A 24,636-nucleotide genomic window follows, 5' to 3' on the forward strand; every position below is an offset into this window, starting at 1 on the left:
CTGTGGGCGCAGATTCGGCGAGAGGATATACGCTGGCAATGCGGCTTTCGCAGTCGGCCCTCGGTCCGGCTCGCGACACCCAACGTTTCTCGCACACCACAAGATGATCGGATAAAGACGTCCATGACTGAGCTGCACGGCACCATTGAAAGCCACCCGTTGAACCCCGGCGAAGAGGCCACTACCTATCCGCCGACGCCAGAGTTTAGGGCGCAAGCGAACATCAATGATTCCTCCGTGTACTGGCGTGCGGCGCAGGATCCTGAGGCCTACTGGGCCGGGCGCGCGAATGAATTGCGCTGGACCAAGCCTTTCACCGAGGTCCTTGACTGGTCGAACCCTCCCTTCGCGAAGTGGTTCGCCGACGGCGAGCTGAACGTGGCCGCAAACTGCCTGGATCGCCACGTTGCGGCAGGCCTCGGTGACCGCGTCGCGATCCACTTCGAGGGCGAGCCGGGAGACACCCGCTCGATCACGTATGCCGAACTCACGAGCGAGGTGAAGCGTGCCGCAAACATGCTGACCAGCCTGGGCGTGAAGGCCGGGGATCGAGTCGCCATCTACATGCCAATGATCCCGGAAGCCGTCATTTCGATGCTCGCCGTGGTGCGTCTCGGCGCCGCGCACTCCGTCGTGTTTGGCGGCTTCAGCGCCGAGAGCCTGCGCGCCCGCATCGACGATGCCGAGGCAGAACTGGTGATCACGGCAGACGGCGGCTACCGCAAGGGGCGCGTGTCGGCGCTGAAGCCAACCGTTGACGACGCGCTCGCGCTGCACGGCGGCGGCAGCACCGTACAGAAAGTGCTGGTAGTGGAGCGGACCGCGCAGGGCGTCGCGATGGAGGCGGGCCGGGATCTGTGGTGGCACGAGGAGATCCCCTCTTTCGACGACCAGCACGAACCGCTGGGATTCCCCGCAGAGAACCCACTCTTCATCCTCTACACCTCCGGCACAACCGGAAAGCCCAAGGGGATCCTGCACACCTCCGGCGGCTATCTCACCCAGGCGAGCGCGACCCACCGCGACGTCTTCGATCTGAAGCCCGAAACCGACGTCTACTGGTGCACCGCCGATATCGGCTGGATCACCGGCCACAGCTACGTTGTGTATGGCCCCCTCGCAAACGGCGCCACCCAGGTCATCTACGAGGGCACCCCCGAGACCCCCGACTGGGGCCGCTGGTGGAGCATCATCCAGAAGTACGGTGTCACCATCTTCTACACGGCGCCGACCGCCATCCGCGCCTGCATGAAGGTCGGGCGTCAGGTTCCCGAGCAGTACGATCTATCGAGCATTCGCGTGCTCGGCAGTGTGGGTGAACCGATCAACCCTGAAGCTTGGCGGTGGTATCACGAGGTCATCGGCGCGGGATCGGCGCCCATCGTTGATACCTGGTGGCAAACCGAAACCGGCGCGATCATGATCGCTCCGCTGCCGGGCCTCACGAGCCTCAAACCCGGGAGCGCCCAGGTGCCACAGCCCGGGATCGACATCAGCATCGTCAATGACGCTGGCGACCGGGTGGATCGCGGCCAGGGCGGTCTGCTCACCGTGCGGAAGCCGTGGCCGAGCATGGTGCGCGGCATCTGGGGCGATCCGGATCGATTCGTCGACACCTACTGGTCGCAGTTTGGTGATCGCTACTTCGCCGGCGACGGCGCCAGGGTCGACGAGGATGGCGATGTCTGGCTGATGGGTCGTGTCGATGACGTCATGAACGTCTCCGGGCACCGCTTGTCGACCGCTGAGATCGAATCAGCGCTTGTTGAGCACCACGCGGTTGCGGAGTCGGCCGTCGTGGGCGCAGACGACGAGACCACGGGCCAGGCGGTTGTTGCCTACTGCGTGCTGAAGAGCCAGCAGAACATTCTGAGCGAAGAAGACGCCGAGGGTGAACTCAAAAAGCACGTCGCGGCGCAGATCGGCGCGATCGCCCGGCCGCGCAACATTTACATCGTGAACGAGCTACCGAAAACACGATCGGGCAAGATCGTGCGCAGGATCCTGAAGCAACTCGCCGAGGGCAAGGACGTGGGAGACACATCCACGCTCGCCGACACCATGGTGATGTCGGTGATCCAGGCGAAGGTCTCGGGGATCAAGTAGGCGGATCCCTGCTTCCGCTCCCCCGCCGCCGGTTGAGTGAGCGCTAGCGAGTCGAAACCAAGGGAACCGTATCTCTTGGTTTCGACTTTTCGCTACGCTCATCGCTCAACCGGCGGGAGGGGGCTCGCGCTCAACCGGCGGAGCGGCGGACCTACTCCGCGATCTTGAACACGAACTCGATCTCGACCGGGGCATCGAGCGGCAACACCGCGACTCCGACGGCCGAGCGCACGTGGATTCCGATGTCACCAAACACTTTGCCCAGGAACACCGAGGCGCCGTTCGCGACCGTGGGCTGCGCGGTGAACGAGGGATCAGACGCCACGAAGGCGGTGACTTTCACCACCTGAGCGATCTTGTCGAGCGAACCCAGCACTCCGCGCGCGGCGGCGAGACCGTTGAGAGCGCAGATCCGCGCAAGTTCTTCGGCATCCTCGGGCGACACGGCCCCTTCCCCGTGGCCGACCTTACCGGTCATCGGTAGCTTGCCCTCAACGAAGGGCAGCTGGCCCGAGGTGTAGACGTAGTTGCCATCACGAATGGCGGGAACATACGCCGCCACGGCCGCGGCCACCTCGGGCACGACGTAGCCGAGCTCTCCCAAACGCTCCTCAATCACTGACATTTCAGGCCTTCCTCTTCAAATATGCGACGTTGCCGCCTGCCGGTCCTTCGATAATCTGTACAAGCTCCCACCCTTGAGCGCCCCAATTGTTCAGGATCTGGGCTTCGTTGTGCAGCAGCAGCGGGGTGACGAAGTACTCCCAACGCGGGGCTTCGGCCGATTCACTCACGTGTGGTCTCCTTGAAAAATGGGTGGAACAAGCTGGGGATCTCAAGGCATACAGGTTTTTGAGACCCCGCGATGCTGAATTGTCAGCAACATTCGCTTACCCTAGATCCTATGACCCCACAGAGATCTAAGTCTTCGCGCGCCCGGACGATGAAACCGCGCAGCGCAGGCGGAGCCCTCGGAGGCATCCTCGGAGCCGTGGCGATGTGCGCCGTGGCTGGCGTGCTCGTCACCGCGGCTGTCACTCCCGTCGTCGCGCTGAGCGGCATTTCGGCGGCTTCCGCCATCGATATCTTTGAGAAGCTGCCCGACCACCTGGATCCGGGCCAGCTTGCCGAGCCGTCCACGCTGTACGGCTTAATGCCTGACGGCAACGGCTACTACGAGATCGCCACGTTTTACGAACAAGATCGCCATATGGTGGGCTGGGACGAGATCTCCCAGTTCGCAAAAGATGCCGCAGTGGCGGAGGAGGATCCTCGCTTCTACACCCACGGCGGTGTGGACGTGTTCGCGACGAGCCGCGCAGTGCTGCAAAACGCGGCAGGCTCCAACCTCTCCGGCGCCTCAACGATCACGATGCAGTATGTGCGCAACGTGCTCGTACAAGAAGCCGAGGCCATCGCAGATCCAGATGAGCGCGATGCGGCCTACGAAGACGCAATGCGACAGGACATCGATCGTAAGCTGAAGGAGATGAAGTACGCGATCAGTACTGAGAAGAAGTTCTCGAAGGACGAGATCCTGCTCGGTTACCTCAACATCGCGCTCTTCGGGCGCCAGGTCTACGGCATCGAATCCGCCGCGCAGTTCTACTGGGGGAAATCCGCGAAGGATCTCACTCTGGCCGAGGCAGCAAGCCTCATCGCCACCGTCAACAACCCGAGCAAGCTGCAGATCGATATTCCCGAGAACATCCCCGCCAACCAGGAGCGGCGAGACAAGATTCTCCGCAGCATGCTGAAGCACGGCAAGATCACGCAGGCGCAGTACAATGAGGCGATTGCGACTCCGATCGAGCCTGTGATCACGCCCCGACCCGCGGGCTGCAATATCGCAGAGCAGAATTACAACCTCGGTAGCTTCTGCGACTACGTGCTGCGCTACATCAAACAGGATCCGAAGTTTGGCGATTCCCCGACCGAGCGCGAGTTCAAGTTCAGCCGCGGCGGCTACAAGATTTACACCACGATCAACTACGACATGCAAAACGCGGCCACCGCTTCCCTGCGCGAGAACGTGCCGTCACTTCTCGACGGCATCGATGTCGGCGCCGCGGGCGTGAGCACAGAGGTCGGCACCGGGCGGGTGCTCGCGATGGCACAAAACCGGCCCTTCAATAACGCCGAGGATTTCCTCTCTAGCAACCCCGGCTACACCACGGTCAACTACAACACCGACTACGAAATGGGCGGCTCAAGCGGTTTCCAGGTGGGTTCAACGTTTAAGCCGTTCACCCTCGCCAACTGGATTAGCGAGGGGCACTCGGTGCAAGAGATTGTGAACGTGAACGGCCGCAGGGTGCAGGAAAGCTCTTTGAAGGCTTCGTGCCTGCCTGACGGCGTGTACGGCTTTGGATCATTTGACTTCTCCAACGACAACCTGGGCATCAAGGGCAACCAGCCCGTGCTCACCGCGATCGCACAGTCCATTAATGGTGGCCTGATGTCAATGCAGCAGAAAATGGACCTCTGCAACACCTTTAGTATTGCCCAGAAGCTCGGCGTGCACCGCGCCTCGGATCAGCGGGTATGGACTCAAGCAGACGCGGACGCGGGCTTTACGAGTCAGGAGTCTGTCGGTCAGATCGTGGTTCCCACGCTCAACAAAGAGCCTCGTGATCTCTCGGTTGTTCCTTCCAACGTCTACGGCGGCATCGACGAGATCGCTCCCATCACCATGGCGGCGGCCTATGCGGCCTTCGCTGGTGACGGGACGGTCTGCACACCCGTGCCGATTGACAGCATCACCGACACGAACGACAACCCCGTGCCCTTCACGAAGAGTTCGTGCTCGCAGGCCATTTCCCCCGAAGTCGCGGCGGGCGTCGCCTATGCGCTCCAGTACACTGCCGAGAATGGCCTTGCGAGGCACGCACGCTCAAGCATGGGGATCCCGCACCTCGCCAAGACCGGCACCACCGATGACGTGGTCGACAACTGGACCGTTGGCGCAAGCACCAAGGTGGCCACGGCAGTCTGGGTGGGTAACGCCGGCCCCAACGCGAATGGGAAGCGAGTCTCCACCCAGCCCTTCGGCAGGCTGATGTACGCGGACCAGGCCATCTGGCCCGCGATCATGAATGTTGCGGACGGCTACTACGGCGGCGACGCGTTCCCGAAACCCACTGCCGCAGCGACGCAGAAGATCACGGGCAAGGTACCGGAGGTCAGGGACAAGACCTTCGACGAGGCCACGAATCTGCTGGTGCAGGCAGGCTTCTCCGTGGTCGACGGTGGCGAGGTTGATTCTTCTGTCGCACAGGGCAGGATCGCGAGCTCCAGCCCGGTAGCCGGATCCGACGCGATGATCGGAACAGAAGTTACCGTCTACCGCAGTAACGGTCAGGCAACCGTTGTGCCGGATGGGCTTGTTGGTGCGACAGAGAAAGAAGCGCGGGCGATCCTCGGCCGGGCCGGCTTCAGCTCCATCAAGGTCGGCTGCGATGTTGAGGGCACCCACGACGCGAAATCTACGGTCGCCTTCACTGACCCCGCAAGCGGCACAGAAGCACGAACAAGCAGCCAGATCACTCTGGCGATGACCTGCACGCCCAAGAGCTGATCTGGCCCGTGGCGACATCATCCCGCCGCGCTGCGGCCACCCTCGGGGTGGCCGCAGCCGGAGTGCTCGCGTGGTCAACGCTCATCGAGCGGCGCCTCTTCACGATCCGACGCCACACACTGCCGATCCTGGCCGACGGGGCCGCACCACTTCGCGTGCTGCAGCTTTCCGATCTGCATCTCGCGCCGTGGCAGACGAACAAGATCAACTGGGTGCGTTCGCTCGCCAAGCTCAGGCCGGATCTCGCGGTGCTCACCGGAGACCTCATGGGTCACCTGCAGGCGCGTTACGCACTGCTACACGCGCTCGAACCGCTGACTGCCGCAGCCCCGACAGTGTTTGTGCACGGCTCCAACGACTACTACGGGCCGCGGCTGAAGAACCCCCTGAAATATCTGATGGAGCCGAGCCGGCTGAGCACTAGGGAACCCGATATTGACAATGCCGCGTTGACCAGCGGGCTCGTTGGTCTCGGCGCGACCGATCTCAATAACTCCGCCACAGTGCTTGATGTGCGCGGGAGCCGGGTCGAACTCTTTGGCCTGAACGATCCCCATATCCGCTACGACGATGTCGAGCTGATGCGGCAAGCTCGGGCCGCGCTGCGGGCCGAGGGCTCAGAAACAACCTCCCCGCCCGTTCAGATCGGCGTCGTCCACGCCCCCTACCAAGGCCCACTCGGCGAGCTTCTCAGCGACGGTGCCGATCTGATCCTGGCCGGCCACACCCACGGCGGTCAGGTGCGCGTGCCGGGCGTCGGTGCGCTCACCTCGAACTGCGACCTCCCCACGATGCAGGCCCGCGGCTTGAGCGTCTGGTACGACGCCCACCGCGCCGCGTTCTTAAACGTCAGCGCGGGTCTTGGCAACTCCATCTACGCCCCGGTGCGCTTCGCCTGCCGACCCGAGGCCAGTCTGATCACCCTCGAGGCGGCGCGCCCCTAGTGCCCTGACTCCGACTGCCACATTCGCAGAACACCGCGACTCGACTTCTCGTAAACCGGGCGAGAGCAGCGAACGAAACATGTGGTTACATGCTGTACGGGGGGACTCGGTCGCTACTCTCGCTCGCCCTACGAGAACCACAATTACAGTGTGACCGGGCCCGGTGCGTCCACCCCCAGCGAAGGGCAGCAAGGGTGAAATTATGGTATCGACTGTGGTCCCTATATTGGTCCGCATTGAGCCGCCACCACCGGCTCGTGTCCTGCATCCCCTAGAGCTTGATGCCTCTGCGCAAAGCTTCGGCCATCGCTTCGGTACGTGAATGAACACCAAGCTTCCGATACAAGGAAACGCTCTGCTTCTTCACCGTATTCACCGACACTGACAGCTTCTGGGCGACCAGAGCAAGGCTTTCTTCTTCACTCAAGGCCCGCAAGACCACGAGTTCTCGAGGGGTCAGCGCCACTGCGCTCTGCGCGCTGGGATACACCTCCGGCCTTGCCTCCTTCGGACGGTTGAATGGCCGTCGTCGCTGCTCGTCAAGCAACGCATCGAGCGCCGCTCTGCGCTCGTCGGAAAGGGTGAGAAACGGCGTATATACGCGCATCGCGTCTGACATTTCAACAGCTTGCATATAGGCAGCCCGTGCAATGTCGGGCTTGCCGACGCGGTCTGCAGCTTCGGCCTCGATGATGGCAAGCTCGAGCTGATCTCGCCGCGACACGGACTCCTGCCATTTGCCTGAAGCTGCGAGCGCGAGCGCCGCGGAATCTTCGCCTTCAATCAACGCAAGTCGCGCTTGAGGAACGAAGAGGAAAGGGTTCCCCTGCGGCATCATTTCGAGGATCTCTTTTGCCCGGGTTGTCTCGCCAAGGCTCAACAGCAGATCGACCCCGCACCGCGCGAGGATAATTCTGCTTCGCGCGGAGTTTTCAATCCGCTGATCAATCTTCCGCCGCAGACGTTGCAGTTCGTCCAGCATCACCCGGGGGCTGCCGTAGTAAAGGGCGTGCTGGGTCTTGATGAGAGCCAGCAACGGCCAAGATTCAAACTCTTCCCCGAACTGAGACGCACAGTTCAAGTGCCAGAGTGCGCCGGCAGCATCGAGTCGAGTTGTGCACTGCGCCGCCGACACCAGGGCGGTCTCGAGTTCAACTTCTGGAAGCACCTGCTCCAAGTGTGTCGCGCTGTCTCGCACTTCGTCAAGGAGTTCACCAGCTTCGACGGTGTAGCCCACAAAGACGCAGTGGAGCGCCAACCGCGAGGTCACAGATACCGTCAATAGGTCAAGCTGAGATTGCCGCGCATGCTTGCGGGCACGACGCAAGATGGTCAGCCCGAGTTCTCGATTCATATTGTGTATTTCAGCCATCGCCCAGTGCATTTCAAACCAGGCAAGAAACATGACCCGCTCGGGCGTGGCGAGCGCCCGCCCCACCTTCCGAAAACGCACATGCGTCGCGTGCGCTTCGGTGAGCGCGGCTTCGGCACGACCGGCCCGTAGGAGCCTCGCAATATGGTCGGTAGCGCCGAGGAGAAGCGCTACGGGATCAGAACTCTCCTTCCCCGTTCGCGGCCCACCCCCGGTGGATCCTGCGCCAACATCGGCTGGTACCTCAGTAACGGCCTTCGCCCGCGCGCCATCGATGATCGCGGTGATGAGGTGGCTGGTGGCCCATAACTGCGGAAAGGAACGAGACAGGGAAGCCGGGAGACCATACAGCGCTTCAATGGAGGCACGCGGGAATTGACGAAACAGCGCCGCCCCCTCCCTGACCCGAATTTTTTCGAGCGTACGCCACGCCCGCGCGTCTCGCGCGTTCGCGAGAAGCATTGCCGTGACGGCGGAGGTCTCATTCTGCTGCGACCAAAACCGCATCGTCGACTCACTCACCCTGACGTACTCTTCGCTCGTGAAACGCTGCGTGCCAGCGGTGTGTTCGAGGCAGGCGGGAACGACCCAGAGCGGGAAGGTGTGAGACATGTGGCTCCGCGTGAGGAGACCGCACGTAATCAACGAAGAAATAATGTCTTCTGCGCTCGCTCCCCCGGTCACATCCCTAAGGATCTGATGGTTCGCAAGCAATGTAGTCAAGAGTTCAGGGGTGAATCCGCGAAGCCGGCGTGCGAGCAGAAACATCGCGACCAGTCCGGGCGAGGCGAGATTCGGGATCAGGTCTGAGGTGACGTACTGATGTGTCTGCTGGATTCCTGACACTCCGCCCGTCTCAATCGCGATCTTTGTGGGGAGATACCACCCGCGAAACTGCTGCCACATGACGTCGGCCAGCCCCTCTTCAGCCCCTCCCCTGAGCTGCTCAACGAACTGCCGGTTCTCCTCGCGTGTGGCGCACATCTGTTCATGCCGAATCACCGAGACGGGGCTCTGTCCCCAGCTTCCCCCTGACACCGGCGTTCCTCCCCAGCGCGAGCAAATGACAAGCTGCGTGGTGGGGCGCGCAATGAGCAGGGCCTCGACCATTGCTCGAAGCGATGCGTCGAGGGGAACCATCAGGTTATCGATCACGATTCCCACAGACTCACCGGTGCCCAGCGGTTCCCGAGTTCCCAAGGATTCAATCTCGCGAAAAAGATCCTGCACTCGCTCCACGGTGGTGCGCCCAATCGCGTTGACCCAGTAGGTGCTGCTCGTTTCGGCGTGCTTTTCCGCCCATTCAGTGGCGAGCAGCGTCTTGCCTGCGCCCGGCAGGCCTTCAATGACAGTGATCCCTGGGCGAATACCAATCATTGTGAGTAGGCGCGGCCTTGAAATCAAGGTCTCCTGATGGGTTGGAATCTGTGTAAACATGCGTCCTTGAGTATTGGGCATCGACGTTGCCGGAGCGCGGCCTGATCTAGCCAACATAACATGTTCGGTCATCAGTGAAACTGCTATGCGAGGCAGGGGCGTTTTCTCTCCGGGTAACGCCCGGGTTTCACTTCCCCTTTCTCAGGCGCATCAGTTGCGTTCCAAACGCGATTCCTGCGCCCCAGACAGCCGCCGCACCAAGCCACAGGACAGGCAAGCTGTCAATTCCGGTGTTCACCAACCCTGTGGCGGGGGCGCCGGCGACTCAGATCCTCCGGGCACCGGAGGTCCCGATGGTGCCTGGGGCAGCGATGTCGGTGTTTTCGGTGATTTTGGTGGCTTTTTCGCCGGGGGGATCGGGTGTCGAGTTTCACAGGTTTCACCCGGGGTGCACCCCGCAAAGGTGTTCACCATCTCGCTCGTGACGCGGAAATCGTTCGCAAGCACCCGCACCGCGTAGGTAACGGTGGAGCGGGATCCTGCAGGCAGCTTGCCGGTAATCAAGATGCGGTCTGACGCTAACACGGCATCAAGACCCGCGTTCGACGCCGTCGGCTGCATCACGATCTCCGCGTGATTGAGCACTCCACTCAGATCATCGAAGGTGTCGATGTCGATTGCGGACGAGGTACCGTTCACAAAACTCAAGGTATACGTGACGAGGTCTCCCGTGTGCAGCGGCGATCCCGCCGCGGGATCCGCGGATTTGCCAGCGCTCATCTTCCCCTCCGGGGGCAGCGGATCCGGCACCGTATGGTGCGTGCAGTGCTGATCCTCCTGGGCTTTGGGGTACACGCCGTTGGTTTGTCCACCGTCGACGGCACAATGTAGTTGTCAAGGATCCTGTTCCCCGCCGCATTCGGGCTGTGCACCTTGATCCGGTAGCGCAGTTGCACCGTCTCCCCCGGCTGCAACTCTCCGTGAATCACCCATGCGGCAGCGTCGGTGCGATCAACGGAGATGGTGCTAACAGAGACGGTCGGCGGGCCGATGATCGTCGCATCATCAAGGACGTCGCTCAGATAGTCGACGAGTTCCACGTGCAGGAGTTCATCGTAGGGATTCCTGATGCTCACCACGTAGTCCGCTTCTCCGTCCGCGTTCAGCGTGGCGCCAACCCCTTCGAGCACCTTCGTGTATTCGGGGAGAAGGTCCGCACAATCCGGGCCAACACACGCGGGGGTCTCCCGGGTTGCTGGTGGCACGGGCGTGACGAGCGAAGCGCACTCGGGATCCTGCCCGGCAAGCGGCACACACGCGCTATTGGGCAGAGTGGTGTACACGTCGACGTCAACGCCCGCCGTGTTGATCGAATAGGTGATTGTCACGGATTCGCCAACTGCGAGTGGGCCGGACCACCTCAGTACGTCATTCACCACGCTCGCCGTCCCCGAGCTTGACCGCACGTCCCCCGGTACACGGCGCCCACTTTGACTAGGCCCGCGAGGTTGTCCGTCATCGTGGCCGGTTTGTCCGCGGTGTAGGCGATCTCGCCCGTGTTCGTGACAGTAACCGTGTAGTTCACCACACCGATTTCTGCCTCGGCTGATTTCTCGACACCGAGCGCCGCGACAGGGTGTTCCGTAGTGCAGTCTTCTGGAGATGCGCAACCCTGAAGGGTGTTCGTGACCGTGTTGCTCGCCCGCTCACTCTTCTCGTGCACCCGCACGGTGTAGCTCACCGTCGCCGTTGACTTCGCAGCAAGGGCGCCCGTGATCGCGAGCTTCTTGCCCGTTCTCACCACGGCGAGCGTGCCGGAGGAGGAAACCGGGTCCTGAATCATCGTCGCGTTCCCCAGCACGTCGCTGAGGTCATCCGTCGTGTCGACCGTTGCAGGAGTCGAGGCGGAGTTTGCAAAGCGCAGCGTGTAGGTGATCGTGTCGTTCGCCTGCACAGGAGTGCCGGAGGCGGGGACCGCGCTCTTGCTCGCACTCAGCCCGCCCACGATGGCGTTAGTGAAGGTACACGCCACATCGGTGCCGTTTGCCGGCGACTCCGGGATCGTCACCGAGCCCTCTACGCCTCGCCCGTGCGCGATCTCCTCCTCCCCCTGCTTGCAGGACCAACGCGAGGCATAATCCTCTTCCTGCGCGCCATTAACACCGAGTTCGGAGAGCGTATAGGTCTCGCCCGGTTTCACCGCGACCGGCCCTGCGTAGGCGTTAAAGTCACGATCCTGCATCCCCGGTTCTCTGCCGGTCGTGGTGCCAACATTGCCGGACGCGAGACCGCCGCCATCGATCGTCAGCATAAACTGGTCTGTAGGGTTCGCGCGCCCCTCGGGAAGGTCTTTCATGAGCGTCAACGTCCGCGGAGCAGAACACGACGCGAAGTCAGACAGCCAATTGCTGCTCGGTTCCAGCTGTGACGTGTGCAGAGTCTTTCCCGAAGAAGGATCTACCGTGAGCACGGTGCCTCTTGCGTCGGCGACATAGAGAGTCCCGTCACTGCCGAAAGCGCCGGAGCCAAGGGGGAGTCTGAGAGCTTCGCGATGCCCCGCGCGACCATCCGCGGCGGATCCTCGGACCCCGTCGCCGGAAGGGCACTCTGCGTGACGAGCAGCATGCCGTCAGCGGCAATGTACAGTCTGCCTGCGCTATCAAACGCGAAGTCACCGTTCGTGTACTGACCGACCTCAATGATTGCGACGATGCCCGGGATCGCTTGCTGAGCTTCGGCGTCGAAACCGTAGACGTAGAAGCTGTTGTCGTGGAGTTGGCCGTAGTAGAAGATATTGCTGCTCGGGTTGAACGCACCCGCAACGATCCCCTCCCGAGGCTGGGGCGTCAGAAGCTTCGCACCCGTGTACGATTTCTCCGTATTCGTCCTCGTGTCGTAGGAGAACACGGAAGGTGTGGTGGTGGTCCCTGGTTTTCCCGTGCCGTTCTGCTGCACCGCCCAAAACGTCTTGGTGTTGCGGTCAAGAGCGAGGCCGTTGAGCTGCCGCACTGAATCCCCCATGCTGAACAGGACCGTGGAATCCCCACTCACGGGGTCGATCCGCTCAACATTGTGGGGGCGTTCGAGCCTGAGTCCGTAGATGGTGCCGCAGTTGGCGAGTTCGGGTTCGCCGTACGTCCTCACGCCCGGGGTGACCTCACCGCTGCCGGAATCGTTGCCCGCGACCGCAAAGGCGGTGCTGCTCATCGGCAGCGTCCCGACAGAAATGGCGAGTGCGAGGAGCGCACCCTTCACAAGCACCGAGCGCAGACGGCCGGACATGCGTGGCGTGGCAACGCTGTGATGCGCTTCATGAGTCATGGTCTTCTCCCCCTTGCTTGCGGCGCCCGCAGCCGGAAAGGGTGTCTGACTGCACGGTACGCCGTGTCATTCTGAGTGTGCGGCCACGCCACTCAGTGAGGGGAATTCACAGACCCGGGCAGCCCCAAAATGGTGCACGGAGTGGTCCGCAAATTGGTCCGCTGCACCGCGCATCGAAGAATCGCGCCCCGACCCCCGGGAGCAAGGACGCCCGACCTCCCGAACGCAGGAACGTCCGAAAGCCCGAAGCCCCTAAGGCACGAGCCACGAAGCCCCTAAGGCACGAGCCACGATCAGCGTGTGCGCAGATCGTTCTTAAGCGGGCACATAAGAGCGATTTGCGCACACAGTGGGGCCGTGGTTACGCGCGGGGCGGAGCGTGATTGGGGGGCGTGATTGTGTGTATGTGTGTATGGGGCGAGCTCAGCCGAGCTTGCGCGCCGCGACAAGCTCCGCCAACTGCACGGCGTTCAGCGCGGCACCCTTGCGCAGGTTGTCGTTCGAGATGAACAGCGCAAGTCCGCGGCCAGCGGGCGCGGACTGATCCTCACGGATACGGCCCACAAAGCTCGGATCCTTGCCCGCTGCCTCAAGCGGGGTCGGCACGTCGCTCAGCTCCACGCCGGGAGCCGCGGCAAGCACCTCGCGGGCGCGATCGGCCGAGATGGGCCTCGCAAACTCGGCGTTGATGGACAGCGAGTGGCCGGTGAACACCGGCACGCGCACGCAGGTGCCGGACACCAGCAGCTCGGGCAGCTCAAGGATCTTGCGGCTCTCGTTACGGAGCTTCTTCTCCTCGTCGGTCTCCCCCTGGCCATCATCAACGATGGATCCGGCAAGCGGCAGCACGTCAAACGCGATCGTCTTCGTGTACACCCGAGGTGCCGGGAAATCAACCGCGGTGCCGTCGTGCACGAGGCGCTCCAAGTTGCCGCTTTCGAGCGCGGCGGCGGCCTGCGAGGAGAGCTCGGTGGCACCCACGAGGCCCGATCCTGAAACCGCCTGGAAGGTCGTCACAATCAGACGTTCCAGCCCGGCCTCAGCGTCGAGCGCTTTCATCACCGGCATCGCCGCCATCGTCGTGCAGTTCGGGTTCGCGATGATGCCCTTCACGGCCTCGTCGATCGCGTGCGGGTTCACCTCGCTGACAACGAGCGGGACCTCGGGATCGAGACGCCAGGCGCTCGAATTGTCGATCACGGTCGCGCCAGCCGAGGCGAACTTCTCAGCGTAGGCCTTTGAAGCCGCGCCACCTGCAGAAAACAGGGCAATGTCGATGCCTGCGGGATCTGCGACCGCCACATCTTCAACAACAATCTGTTGCCCGCGGAACTCAATCGTGCTGCCCGCCGAGCGCGCACTCGAAAACAGACGCAGCGAACCGACCGGAAAATCTCGCTCGTCAAGAAGGCGTCGAATCACCGCGCCGACCTGGCCGGTTGCTCCAACTACGGCGATCGAAAGACCTGCTGACATGGGTGTTGCTCCTTAGCGGCCGGTGCCGGCGTAGACGGTTGCTTCGGTGTCGGCGTCAAGACCGAACGCGGTGTGCAGAACGCGTACCGCCTTCGCCATGAGATCGGCCCTAGTGACCACAGAGATCCGGATCTCTGAGGTCGAAATCATCTCAATGTTGATGTCGGCCTCGTAGAGCGTGCGGAACAGCTTGGCCGAAACGCCGGTGCTCGTTCGCATCCCAGCGCCGACGACGGCGACCTTCGCGATCTGGTCGTCATACTGCAGGTTTTCAAAGCCAAGCGCGTCACGCTCAGCTTCGAGCGCTTCGATCACACGCTTGCCGTCACCGGTGGGCACGGTGAAGGAAATGTCGGTGCGATTCGTGTCGGCCGCCGAGACGTTCTGCACGATCATGTCGATGTTGGCGTGGGTGGTCGCGACGATCTCGAAGATCTGTGCGGCCTTACCGGGCACGTCTGGGACGCCACCAACCGTAATCTTTGCTTCGTCCTTCTCCGCGGCGATACCCGTGATGACCGGCTCTTCCACCTGTTCTCCCTTCGGATGCCCCTTTGCGGGGTCATAGACGATCGTGCCCTCTTCGCTTGAAAACGAGGAACGGACGTGCAGCACAACTCCGTGCCTGCGAGCGTATTCGACGGCACGCAGGTGGAGCACCTTAGCGCCGGAAGCGGCAAGCTCAAGCATTTCTTCGGCGGTGATCGAGTCGATCTTGCGCGCGAGCGGAACAAGACGAGGATCCGTCGTATACACACCGTCAACATCGGTGTAAATTTCGCACACATCCGCGCCGAGCGCGGCGGCGAGCGCAACAGCGGTGGTGTCGGATCCACCGCGGCCGAGGGTGGTGATATCGCGGGAATCGCGGCTGAACCCCTGGAACCCAGCCACAATCGCGACCGCGCCCTGATCAAGCGCCTCGCGCACACGCCCCGGAGTGACGTCGACGATCTTCGCCGATCCGTGCTCGGCGGTCGTGATCATGCCCGCTTGGCTGCCGGTGAACGACAGCGCCTCAACGCCCATGCCCTTGATGGTCATCGCGAGCAGCGCCATCGAGATTCGCTCGCCCGCGGTGAGCAGCATATCGAGCTCACGGGGGCGGGAATCGGCGTGCATGCCGCGGCAAGATCGAGCAGCTCGTCGGTGGTGTCACCCATCGCACTGACCGCGACCACAACATCGTTACCCGCGCGACGTGCCTCGACGATCCGCTTCGCCACACGCTTGATGCTCTCCGCATCGGCAACGGACGAACCCCCGAATTTCTGCACGATCAACGCCACGCGGGTTCCTCCTAGAATTCTTGGCCAGCCGCCAGTCTACCGGACGGAATATGCGTGTGACGGCGGGTCCGTAGCCCTTGCTTCCCCGTTCAGGTGTCACGAATGTGTACTTCCCAAGAGTTACGTACACATTCGTGACACCTGAAGCGGGGTGAACTCACACATGCCGGGTTGGATCCATGCGCTGATGCAGGATCCTCATCACGTCAATGCGATCCCCCTGCAAGACATAGAAAATCAGATGGCTTCCTACCGCATAGCGTCGGTACCCCTCACGAATATCGTCACAGCTTCGCCCACGATCCGGGTCGCGCGCGACGCGCTCGATGGCCTCCTTGATGTCAAGGAAGTAGGTCTCTGCTTGCTGCACGTTCCAGATCTCGAAGGTGTAGTCCCAAATCGAGGAGAGGTCCCGTTGTGCGGCCGGAGTCAGCCGGTAACCGCTCACGCCTTCTTCGCAGCGACGAATGCGTCAAAGTCGAAAGGCTCAGCTTCGCCGCTCATTTCTCCGGCTACGAGCGCGGCACGCAGGGCGGCCATCTGATTCTCTTGGTCCTCGAGCAAGCGCAGACCCGCACGTACGACCTCACTCGCAGAACGGTACCGCCCGGTCGAAACCTCGCGGGCAAGGAACGATGAGAAGTGCTCGTCGAGACTGATCGAAGTGTTGGTGGCCATACACGAATTGTACCAATAATTGGTAAAATTGGGGGATCAGCCGCTGCAGGCGAGGCTCAAAACCGGTGACAAAATCGATAGTTGGCGCGCCTCAGACTATCGATTTGGCTGCACTCTTGTATCGGCACATGACCTGCGGACACGAGGACCGGGTGGGTCGCGGCTACTCGACGGTGCGGCGTCCCTCAAACGCGCGACCGAGGGTGATCTCGTCGGCAAACTCGAGGTCGCCGCCGACGGGCAATCCCGAAGCAAGACGGGAAACCGGCACCTCGATCGCCGTAAGCAGACGTGAGAGATAGGCCGCAGTCGCCTCACCCTCAAGGTTCGGGTCCGTGGCCAGGATCACCTCTTTCACCTCACCCGATCCGAGACGCTGCATCAGTTTGGGGATGCTGAGATCATCGGGTCCAATACCGTCGATCGGGCTGATCGCCCCGCCGAGCACATGGTAAAGGCCACGGAACTGTCTCGTGCGCTCAATCGCCACAACGTCTTTGGGCTCTTCGACGACACAAATCAGGGTTTCATCTCGGCGAGGATCACGGCAGATCGAGCAGCGTTCCTCTTCTGTGATGTTGCCGCAGACATCACAAAACCGCACCCGCTCGCGGACGTCAGTGAGCAGTTCAGCTAGACGGGTCACATCGAAGTTCTGGGTCTGCAAAATGTGGAAGGCGATCCGCTGGGCGGACTTTGGACCGATCCCGGGCAGCCTGCCGAACTCGTCAATCAGGTCTTGGACAATGCCGTCATACATGGGCTAGGCCTCCAGCCGGGGTGGAAGTGGACGCTCCTCGATAAAACGCGCGCCCAGCACTTCGCGGACGACGGCCTCGCCATATCTCGTGAAAGACGGAGCAGGGCGCGAAGTTTCTTCAGCAGCGGGCGCAGGAGGTACGGGTGCGGGAGCTGCAGACGCAGGAGGTGCAGATGCAGACGCAGCAGGTGCAGATTCAGCAGGTGCAGGATCAGGATCAGCAGGCCCGGGCGCGGACGCAGCAGGCACAGCCGGAGCCGGAGCTCCTTCGATGTGCTCCGGGGCGGAATCGCTCTCGCCCCCCGCGTAGGGGTCTCCGTCCGGGTAGGGGTCACCGTCTGGGTAGGGATCTGCATCCCCCAGGCTCGGCTCGACATCATCACTCTGCTCCGGGCTGCCTTGTGGGACCGCGGGCGCAGAGGTCTCGGGGTCAGGAGACGAAGGCACGGATGCCTCAGACACAGTTTCCTCAGACGCGGCAGTCTCAGGGCCGGGCACACGCGACGCGACTTCGTTTTCAGATTCAGTTCCGACAGTCTTCAGTTCCCCGGCCACGGGCGGATCCGCCCATGCTGGAGCTGCAAGTGCGGGACCAAGCGCACTCAACCTTGCGGCCGCGCGCTGTTCGAGATCATCGGGAGCAGGAGGCCCCGCTCGATGAGGCTCCTCTGCGTCAGCCGGCGCCCCTGTGGTCTCCGGCGAACCGCCCTGCCCCGCAGTGTGCCCCTCGGGGAGGCGCTTCGGCAAGTACTTCACGCTGACCCCGACGGCAGACAAAATCGTCTCACGAAGCGGTCCTGCTCCCACCGCTTTGAACGCCGCAAGATCAGACTGCGAAGCCATGCCAATGGACAGCACATCGCCCTCAAAATTGAGCGGGGTGACCGCGCGAACCGCGTTCCATGCCTCGCGGTCACGCTCGAGGATCTCCTCAAGGAAGTCGGGCCACAGCTCCATCAGATCGGCAAACCCTGGAGCATCCGCTGTGTCATCGGGTGCAAGCTGCGCACCTGCGGCCGGAGCAGCTGAGCTTGCTGCGGATACTGCGGGTGCTGACCCGCTCGGCACTGGTGCGGCCTGCGGCGCAGCAGGAGTAGTTGCCGGAGCCGGTGCCGGAGCAGCTTTCGCGGTATGCTCGCTTCCGATGCTCTCGATCTGAGTGGGGCTCAGCACATCAGAGATCGGACGGCCAAAGCCAGCTGCCCCCTCATTCGGGTGCGGAGTTGAGTTACCCGCGGCATCACCCTCACGCAGAAACTGCCGGATCGATGCTGCGGTCTCGGCGGCGTTGGGGGCCGCCGGCCTCGGATTCGGAGCGGCGACCGGCGCAGACGCGGGCGCAGCGGGCGCAGAACCCTCGCCATTCGGGGCAACTGGCGCGGGTCCCGACGCCGGAACAGGGCCTCCCTGAACCGCAGCCGGTGCGGCCTGTGCAGTCGCCACGGGCGCCGCGGCCGGTACTCTCCCAGCAGGAACCGCAGGAACCGCAGTGGCCTGCGCGCCAGCGTGCTGCTCAATCGCGACCATCACGCGCGCGATCATCAGTTCCAATTGCAGCTTGGGCGCTGTGGCTCCCGCCATCTTGTCGAGCGCAGCACTCACGGTGTCGGCGATACGCGACAGCTCGCCGCGCGCAAACGACTGCGCCTGGTCAAACATGCGCGTGAGTTGATCCTGCGGCACCCCACGAAACACGGCCGCAGCGCCGTCAACGGTCGTCGCGCTGACCACAATGAGGTCGCGCAGACGCTCAAGCAAGTCTTCGACAAAGCGGCGCGGATCCTGCCCGGTTTGCACCACGCGATCCGTCGCGGTGAACGCTGCCGACGCGTCGCGGGCACCAAACGCCACCACGACGTCATCGAGCAGCTCCGTGTGGGTGAAACCGAGGAGCCCTGCGGCCCGTTCGGCCGACACGGTGTTGCCGTCGGTACCGGCAATGAGCTGATCCAAGATTGAGAGCGTGTCCCGCGCGGATCCGCCGCCCGCCCGCACAACCAGCGGGAGTACGCCAGGCTCGACCTGCACGCCCTCGCTGTCGCACAGCGACTGAATGTAGTCAATAAGTGCGCCGGGCGCGATCAGCCTGAAGGGATAGTGGTGGGTGCGGGATCGGATGGTACCGATCACCTTTTCCGGTTCGGTGGTCGCGAAGACAAACTTCACGTGCGGCGGGGGCTCCTCGACGATCTTGAGCAGCGCGTTGAAGCCGCCCGCCGTCACCATGTGGGCCTCGTCGATGATGAAGATCTTGAAGCGGTCTCGCGCCGGCGCGAACACTGCGCGCTCACGCAGATCACGCGCGTCGTCGACACCACCGTGGCTGGCAGCGTCGATTTCGACGACATCGAGCGAGCCACCGCCGTCGCGTGAAAGCTCGACACAGCTCGGGCAGGTCCCGCAGGGGGTGTCCGTTGGCCCCTCAGCACAGTTCAGGCAGCGGGCCAGGATCCTGGCAGAGGTCGTCTTGCCGCAGCCACGCGGGCCGCTAAACAGATACGCGTGACCGATGCGCCCCGTGCGGAGCGCAGTCATCAAAGGATCGGTCACTTGAGACTGGCCGATCATCTCGGCAAAGGTTTCTGGCCGATAACGGCGATACAGTGCGGCAACCACGTTCCAATGCTACCCGGGGGCACCGACATTCGAGGCAGGCGATCCCGAACTCACCGCTAAGAAACGGTGAGGTCTACCCAATCCTGCGAGTGACCACCATACCAACGCGCAGGGATGGTGGTCACTCGCAGCTAGGGTGGGCGCTCACCCAGAAACGAGCTGCCACGCCTGACGCGCGATCTCCGCTTCCTCGTCCGTGGGCACCACCAACACCGCAATCTTGGAGTCATCAGTGCTGATCCGCCGCGCCTCGCGCGACGCGGCAGCATTTCGATCGGGATCGATCCGCACGCCGCACCACTCAAGCCCCGCGCAGGCAGCCGCACGAACCTCAGCCGAGTTCTCGCCGACACCCGCGGTAAACACGATCGTGTCGGCCCCGCCAAGCGCCACAAGATACGCCCCGAGATAGCGCCTGATCGCGTGCACGTACACGTCGAAGGCGAGCTGCGCCGCTGCATCACCGCTGTCGGCCGCGGCCAAGAGATCACGGAAATCATTCGAACCCGCAAGACCCATCAGCCCGGATCGCTTATTGAGGAGGTTATCGAGTTGCGCGGCGTCGTATCCGGCACGCAGAAGGTGCAGCATCAGGCCGGGATCGATGTCGCCGCTGCGCGTCCCCATCACGAGGCCTTCGAGGGGGGTCAGCCCCATCGAGGTATCGATGGATCGCCCGCCATCGATCGCGCACGCCGACGCGCCATTCCCGAGGTGCATCACGATCTGCTTGAGCTCAGCCACCGGACGCCCCACATACGCCGCTGCTCGCCGCGACACGACGAGGTGCGAGATTCCGTGGAACCCGTAGCGGCGAATCCCGTGCTCGGCCGCAACCTCGGCATCGATCGCATAGGTGTGTGCCGCGGCGGGGACCGTCTGGTGGAACGCCGTATCGAACACCGCAACGTGAGGCACATCGGGGAAGGCCTGTCGTGCCGCAACGATCGCTTGGTAGTGCGCGGGGTTGTGCAGCGGGGCGAGTGCACCCAGGGCGAGGATCCTCTCCGCAACCTGGTCGGTGATCAGTGTGGGCGCAACAAACTCGCTGCCGCCCTGCACAACCCGGTGCCCAACGGCGGAGATCCCGAGTTCAGAGACGGTGGCTCCCGCGCGCGCAAAGGCGTCGAGCATCGCCGCGAACCCGGCGGCGTGATCCGGCACGGCAAGCTCCCGCTCGTCAAGCGTATCGCCCGAGCGGTGCTGGATCCGCCCGAGCGCGTCGCCGATCCGCTCGACCAGTCCCGATGCGTACCGCTCGCCGGTATCGGCATCAACCAGCTGATACTTCACCGAAGAGGATCCGCTGTTGATCACTAGCACCGACGTCATAGCGCTTCCTCCGCAGCTTTCATCGCGCCCGCCTGAACCGCGGTGATCGCGACCGTGTTCAGGATGTCCTCGACGGTCGCACCGCGAGACAGATCGTTGACAGGCTTGTTGAGGCCCTGCAACACCGGTCCCACCGCCACCGCGCCGGACGACCGCTGCACCGCCTTGTAGGTGTTATTGCCCGTATTCAGGTCGGGGAAGATGAACACGGTGGCCCGCCCCGCGACCTCGGATCCCGGCAGCTTCGAGGCGCCCGTCCGCGGATCGCTCGCCGCATCGTACTGCAGTGGCCCCTCGATCAGGAGGTCGGGGCGCGCGGCCCGGGCCAGCGCCGTCGCCTCACGCACCTTGTCTACGTCGGTGCCGGATCCGGATTCGCCGGTCGAATACGACAGCATCGCGATCCGCGGCTCCACCCCAAACTGCGCCGCGGTCTCGGCCGAGGAAATCGCGATGTCGGCCAGCTGTGCCGCCGTCGGATCGGGGTTCACCGCGCAGTCACCGTAGACCAGCACGCGATCCGCAAGAGCCATAAAGAACACGCTCGACACGACAGAAACGCCCGGCTTGGTCTTGATAAATTCGAGGCTCGGGCGAATGGTGTGCGCGGTCGTGTTCGCCGCACCCGACACCATCCCGTCGGCGTAGCCGAGGTGGACCATCATCGTCCCGAAGTAACTGCCGTCCTGCATCACCTCGAGCGCACGCTCCAGCGTGACGCCCTTGTGCGCGCGCTGCCGAGCATACTCCGCCGCGAACTCCTCGCGCAGCGGCGACAGGCGCGGATCCAGCACCTCAGCATCAATAATCGACAGCCCGAGCTCGCCCGCCCGCTTCCGCACGGCCGATTCGTCGCCCAGGATCGTGAGCCTGGCTACCCCCCGGGCAAGGAGCGTACTCGCGGCCCGCAGGATCCGGTCATCACCGCCCTCGGGAAGCACGATGTGCGCGTCGGCATCGGCCGCCCGCTGGAATAGCTCGTAGGCGAACATCACCGGGGTGCGGATCCCGCCGCGGTGCAGCCGCAGCCGCTCGCGGAGCACGGCGGCATCCACGTGACGTTCGAAGAGTGACAAAGCGACGTCGAGTTTGGCCGGAGATTCCTCGGTGATGAGGCCGCGCGACTGCATAATGCGACGCCCGGTCTCGAAGGTGGCGAAGCTCGTGCGGATCACCGGCAGCGTCGAATCGATGCCGTCGAGCAGTCTCTCCACGTCGGGCGGCAACTCGAAATCACCGTTGAGCACCACGGCGGCGATCGTCGGAAAGGTCGGGGCTTCGTGCGCCATCGACACCGCGAGCAGTGTCTCCGAGCGATCCGCCGCGATCACAACCACGGAGCCCTCGAGCAGGCGCGGCAGCACATGCTCCATCGCCATACCGGCGACGACGATCTCGCGCACCTCGCGCGCCAGCAACTCGGCACTTCCGCGCACCAGTTCACCCTCGACCGCATCGAGCACGGCCGACACCGGGGGCGCGACCAGCAGCACTTGCTCCGGCACCGTCCAGACGGGTACACCGTCGGGGAGGCAGCGGGTGACGCGATCCTGAATCTGCTCAAGGCGCTCGGGATCCGCCCGGTTGACCAGCGCGGCGAGCACGGTGGCGTGGCCCTTCTCAAGCTCGTGCAGGCCGATCTCGGCGAGCTGCGCGATGTCTTCGGGGGTGCGGGCCGGGATCTGGCCGAGCTGCTCCAGACCATCGCTCTCGCGGCCGCTCAGCACGAGCATCACCGGGACATCGAGGTTCGCGGCGACCCGCGCGTTGAACGAGAGCTCGGTGGGCACGGCAACGTCGGTGAAGTCTGAACCGACCACCACCACGGCGTCACAGTGCGCCTTCAGAGACTGATAGGCGGCCACAATCTTGACCATCGCCGCATCGGGATCGGTGTTGGCCTCTTCGTAGGTGACACCGATGCAGGCCTCATATGGCACCTCGGCGGTTGCCCGTGCGAGGAGCAATTCGAGCACCCGGTCACGTTCAGCACCGGCGCGAATAAGCGGTCGAAACACCCCCACCCGCGGTGCGTCTGGAAGGAGTGCGTCGAGGACCCCGAGCGCCACGGCGCTCTTCCCGGTACGTCCCTCGGCAGAGGTCAAGTAGATGCTTGCTGCCACGACTTCCAGTCTAGTGCCGCGTGTCGACGCACCCCGTCGTCGCAGAAGAATATGCGGCGAGCGCGAACGGGATCAACGCAGCGTCAGCGGAGCGACAGGTCCGGGCGGGGAGACCGTACTCGTGCCGGAGCGCTGAACGGGCAGCGTACCACCCCGAAAGCCCGTGGACTCCCGGCCCGGGCGCGGTTGACGAGGAGCACAAATAGATCCCCCGAGCCGGTGTGCGCCAGGGATCGCGCGCGAACACGGGCCGCGCGAGCAGTTGCCGCAGCGACACCGCACCGGCACTGAAGTCACCGCCGTGGTAATTGCGGTTGTAGCCGGCATAATCTGCCGCCGTCGTGACGTGAAGCGCCCGGATCCGATCCCGAAACCCCGGTGCAAACCGTTCGATCTGCGCGATCACCTGCGCGGAAACGTCCAGATTCGAGCCGTTCGGCACGTGCGTGTAGCTCCACACCGCGTTCACGTCCGCTGGATTGCGCGCGGGATCCCACTCCCCGGCTGGGCGAGCAGCACGTAGGGTCGCTCCGGGTGCTCGCCCCGGGCCACCGCGCGCTCTGCCGCGGCCGTCTCCGCGCGGTTCCCCCCGAGGTGCACTGTCGGGGCCTGCGCGACCCGCGGATCCGCCCACGGAATCGGCCCGTCGAGCACGAAGTCGACCTTCGTGGCCCGCTGCCGTAGCGAAACTTGGAGAGTGCGCGGCGGTACTTCGCAGGGAGACGGGATCCTGCGATCTGCAGCAGGCCGCGCGCGGAGGTGTCGAACAGGGTGACGGTGTTCTCGCCGAGATCACGCATGTCGGTAATTGCGCGGCCGGTCTCGATCCTGCCGCCGTGCACGAGGAGGTCTGCGGCGAGCGCATCGGTGATGGCTCGGGATCCGCCCACCGGCACCGGCCAGCCCGCCGCGTGCCCGAGCGCGCCGAGCACAGTGCCCACCCCGCGGTGGCGAGATTCGGCATGATGCCGGGGCTGTGGGCAGCTGCCCCGGTGATGAGCGCGGGCGCAGCCTCATCACGGAAGCGGAGGTTCCAGAGCGGGGTGCCCTGTTCCGCGATGCGCAGGGCGGCGAGGACCGCCGCGACAGGATCTCCGGGTACCCGCAGCATGCCGCCGCCGTGGGTGAATCCTACGACCCCTTCCAGGCGATTGAGTAACGGACGGTAGAAGCGGGCGTATGCTTTGCCGTCGCGCCCAAGCTCGTGGGAGGTGCGTTCAAGATCGCGGTAGGCGAGCGCTGCCTGCGGGTTTGCGCCGCCCGGACTCGGGCGAGGGGATTCGCGTAGGAGGCGTCGGGGATGACGAACTCCATGCGCCGCGTGATCTCGAACTGCCGAAAGAACTCGGTGGCGAGCGCCATCGGGTGGATCGCCGAGCAGACGTCGTGCAGCACCCCGGCCTCGACGATCTCGGCCGTGCGCGTGCCGCCGCCGATCGTCTCGGCTGCCTCATACACCGTGACAGGAACCCCGGCTCGCGCGAGAGTCACAGCGGCGGCGAGCCCGTTGGGGCCGGCGCCAATCACGGCGGCGCTTCGGGATCTGGTCACACGTCAAGACTAGTCAGGCGCCGCACAGTGCCGCTCGCTAGAATCTCTGAGGAAGGTGCAAGCCGGACGGCCAGCTTGCGAGAAGCACAGTGCGGGGACGGCCCGGCAGATACG

17 protein-coding genes and 2 pseudogenes are annotated in these 24,636 nt (G+C 63.7%); 3 read left to right on the forward strand and 16 right to left on the reverse strand.

The window, feature by feature from the left end; genetic code table 11:
* The first annotated feature begins 123 nt into the window (after positions 1-123).
* Positions 124-2,106: an acetate--CoA ligase gene (gene acs / locus G7067_RS00680; protein ID WP_166321297.1), complete on the forward strand. Its 1,983-nt coding sequence runs from the start codon at positions 124-126 to the stop codon at positions 2,104-2,106.
* Positions 2,107-2,257: 151 nt separating this feature from the next.
* Here the strand turns inward: acs and G7067_RS00685 are convergent, their stop codons facing one another.
* Together G7067_RS00685 and sp36 are read right to left on the reverse strand one after the other, a co-directional pair.
* Positions 2,258-2,731, reverse strand: a complete 474-nt coding sequence (locus G7067_RS00685) for a RidA family protein (RefSeq protein WP_166321299.1) — start codon at positions 2,729-2,731, stop codon at positions 2,258-2,260.
* Position 2,732: 1 nt separating this feature from the next.
* Positions 2,733-2,900, reverse strand: a complete 168-nt coding sequence (gene sp36, locus G7067_RS00690; protein WP_166321301.1) for a Sp36 family protein — start codon at positions 2,898-2,900, stop codon at positions 2,733-2,735.
* A gap of 110 nt (positions 2,901-3,010) precedes the next feature.
* On the opposite strand from sp36, the gene G7067_RS00695 reads away from it, so the two are divergent.
* Positions 3,011-5,683 (forward strand): transglycosylase domain-containing protein, encoded by a 2,673-nt coding sequence (locus G7067_RS00695; protein WP_244301156.1) that lies wholly within the window; start codon positions 3,011-3,013, stop codon positions 5,681-5,683.
* 8 nt (positions 5,684-5,691) lie between these two features.
* Positions 5,692-6,627, forward strand: coding sequence for a metallophosphoesterase (locus G7067_RS00700; protein WP_166321303.1), 936 nt, complete (start codon positions 5,692-5,694; stop codon positions 6,625-6,627).
* 271 nt (positions 6,628-6,898) lie between these two features.
* Here the strand turns inward: G7067_RS00700 and G7067_RS00705 are convergent, their stop codons facing one another.
* The 14 genes and pseudogenes from G7067_RS00705 to G7067_RS00770 all read right to left on the reverse strand — a co-directional run bounded on the left by G7067_RS00705 (position 6,899) and on the right by G7067_RS00770 (position 24,522).
* Positions 6,899-9,436, reverse strand: a complete 2,538-nt coding sequence (locus tag G7067_RS00705; protein WP_166321305.1) for a LuxR C-terminal-related transcriptional regulator — start codon at positions 9,434-9,436, stop codon at positions 6,899-6,901.
* Between the two features lie 234 nt (positions 9,437-9,670).
* On the reverse strand, positions 9,671-10,156 hold the full coding sequence (locus G7067_RS00710; RefSeq protein ID WP_166321307.1) for a DUF7927 domain-containing protein: 486 nt from the start codon (positions 10,154-10,156) through the stop codon (positions 9,671-9,673).
* Entirely contained in the window at positions 10,153-10,764 is a 612-nt protein-coding gene (locus G7067_RS00715) for a DUF7927 domain-containing protein (protein ID WP_166321309.1), read from the reverse strand. The genes G7067_RS00710 and G7067_RS00715 overlap by 4 nt, the downstream gene beginning before the upstream one ends.
* Before the next feature lie 44 nt (positions 10,765-10,808).
* Positions 10,809-11,732, reverse strand: a complete 924-nt coding sequence (locus G7067_RS00720; RefSeq protein WP_166321311.1) for a DUF7927 domain-containing protein — start codon at positions 11,730-11,732, stop codon at positions 10,809-10,811.
* Between the two features lie 101 nt (positions 11,733-11,833).
* Positions 11,834-12,697, reverse strand: a complete 864-nt coding sequence (locus G7067_RS00725) for a hypothetical protein (RefSeq protein WP_166321313.1) — start codon at positions 12,695-12,697, stop codon at positions 11,834-11,836.
* Positions 12,698-13,120: 423 nt separating this feature from the next.
* Complete coding sequence (locus G7067_RS00730) at positions 13,121-14,173, reverse strand: aspartate-semialdehyde dehydrogenase (protein ID WP_166321315.1); 1,053 nt, start codon at positions 14,171-14,173, stop codon at positions 13,121-13,123.
* 12 nt (positions 14,174-14,185) lie between these two features.
* A pseudogene (locus tag G7067_RS00735) lies at positions 14,186-15,462 on the reverse strand (aspartate kinase).
* A 157-nt stretch (positions 15,463-15,619) separates the two neighbouring features.
* Positions 15,620-15,910, reverse strand: a complete 291-nt coding sequence (locus G7067_RS00740; protein ID WP_166321318.1) for a type II toxin-antitoxin system RelE/ParE family toxin — start codon at positions 15,908-15,910, stop codon at positions 15,620-15,622.
* A complete protein-coding gene (locus tag G7067_RS00745) occupies positions 15,907-16,140 on the reverse strand; it encodes a type II toxin-antitoxin system ParD family antitoxin (protein WP_166321320.1) in 234 nt (77 codons plus the stop codon). Before G7067_RS00745 ends, G7067_RS00740 begins: the two co-directional genes overlap by 4 nt.
* Positions 16,141-16,303: 163 nt before the next feature.
* Positions 16,304-16,900, reverse strand: a complete 597-nt coding sequence (recR, locus tag G7067_RS00750; RefSeq protein WP_166321322.1) for a recombination mediator RecR — start codon at positions 16,898-16,900, stop codon at positions 16,304-16,306.
* A gap of 3 nt (positions 16,901-16,903) precedes the next feature.
* Positions 16,904-19,516 carry a DNA polymerase III subunit gamma and tau gene (locus tag G7067_RS00755; protein ID WP_166321324.1) on the reverse strand — a complete coding sequence of 871 codons (2,613 nt, stop codon included), beginning with the start codon at positions 19,514-19,516 and terminating at the stop codon, positions 16,904-16,906.
* Between the two features lie 144 nt (positions 19,517-19,660).
* Entirely contained in the window at positions 19,661-20,848 is a 1,188-nt protein-coding gene (locus G7067_RS00760) for an acetate/propionate family kinase (RefSeq protein ID WP_166321325.1), read from the reverse strand.
* Entirely contained in the window at positions 20,845-22,971 is a 2,127-nt protein-coding gene (gene pta / locus G7067_RS00765; protein ID WP_166321326.1) for a phosphate acetyltransferase, read from the reverse strand. Before pta ends, G7067_RS00760 begins: the two co-directional genes overlap by 4 nt.
* Positions 22,972-22,981: 10 nt before the next feature.
* Positions 22,982-24,522, reverse strand: a pseudogene (locus G7067_RS00770) (phytoene desaturase family protein).
* Positions 24,523-24,636 lie beyond the last annotated feature (114 nt).

The sequence above is a fragment of the Leucobacter insecticola genome (assembly GCF_011382965.1).
Taxonomy (GTDB): domain Bacteria; phylum Actinomycetota; class Actinomycetes; order Actinomycetales; family Microbacteriaceae; genus Leucobacter; species Leucobacter insecticola.

What these genes read in the sequence shown, in the direction of transcription:
- recR (WP_166321322.1), bottom strand. Translation starts at nt 16,900, where the DNA reads ATGTATGACGGCATTGTCCAAGACCTGATTGACGAGTTCGGCAGGCTG.
- G7067_RS00760 (WP_166321325.1), bottom strand. Translation starts at nt 20,848, where the DNA reads ATGACGTCGGTGCTAGTGATCAACAGCGGATCCTCTTCGGTGAAGTAT.
- G7067_RS00725 (WP_166321313.1), bottom strand. Translation starts at nt 12,697, where the DNA reads ATGACTCATGAAGCGCATCACAGCGTTGCCACGCCACGCATGTCCGGC.
- G7067_RS00705 (WP_166321305.1), bottom strand. Translation starts at nt 9,436, where the DNA reads ATGTTTACACAGATTCCAACCCATCAGGAGACCTTGATTTCAAGGCCG.
- G7067_RS00720 (WP_166321311.1), bottom strand. Translation starts at nt 11,732, where the DNA reads ATGAAAGACCTTCCCGAGGGGCGCGCGAACCCTACAGACCAGTTTATG.
- G7067_RS00710 (WP_166321307.1), bottom strand. Translation starts at nt 10,156, where the DNA reads ATGAGCGCTGGCAAATCCGCGGATCCCGCGGCGGGATCGCCGCTGCAC.
- G7067_RS00745 (WP_166321320.1), bottom strand. Translation starts at nt 16,140, where the DNA reads ATGGCCACCAACACTTCGATCAGTCTCGACGAGCACTTCTCATCGTTC.
- G7067_RS00685 (WP_166321299.1), bottom strand. Translation starts at nt 2,731, where the DNA reads ATGTCAGTGATTGAGGAGCGTTTGGGAGAGCTCGGCTACGTCGTGCCC.
- G7067_RS00695 (WP_244301156.1), top strand. Translation starts at nt 3,011, where the DNA reads ATGACCCCACAGAGATCTAAGTCTTCGCGCGCCCGGACGATGAAACCG.
- acs (WP_166321297.1), top strand. Translation starts at nt 124, where the DNA reads ATGACTGAGCTGCACGGCACCATTGAAAGCCACCCGTTGAACCCCGGC.
- G7067_RS00730 (WP_166321315.1), bottom strand. Translation starts at nt 14,173, where the DNA reads ATGTCAGCAGGTCTTTCGATCGCCGTAGTTGGAGCAACCGGCCAGGTC.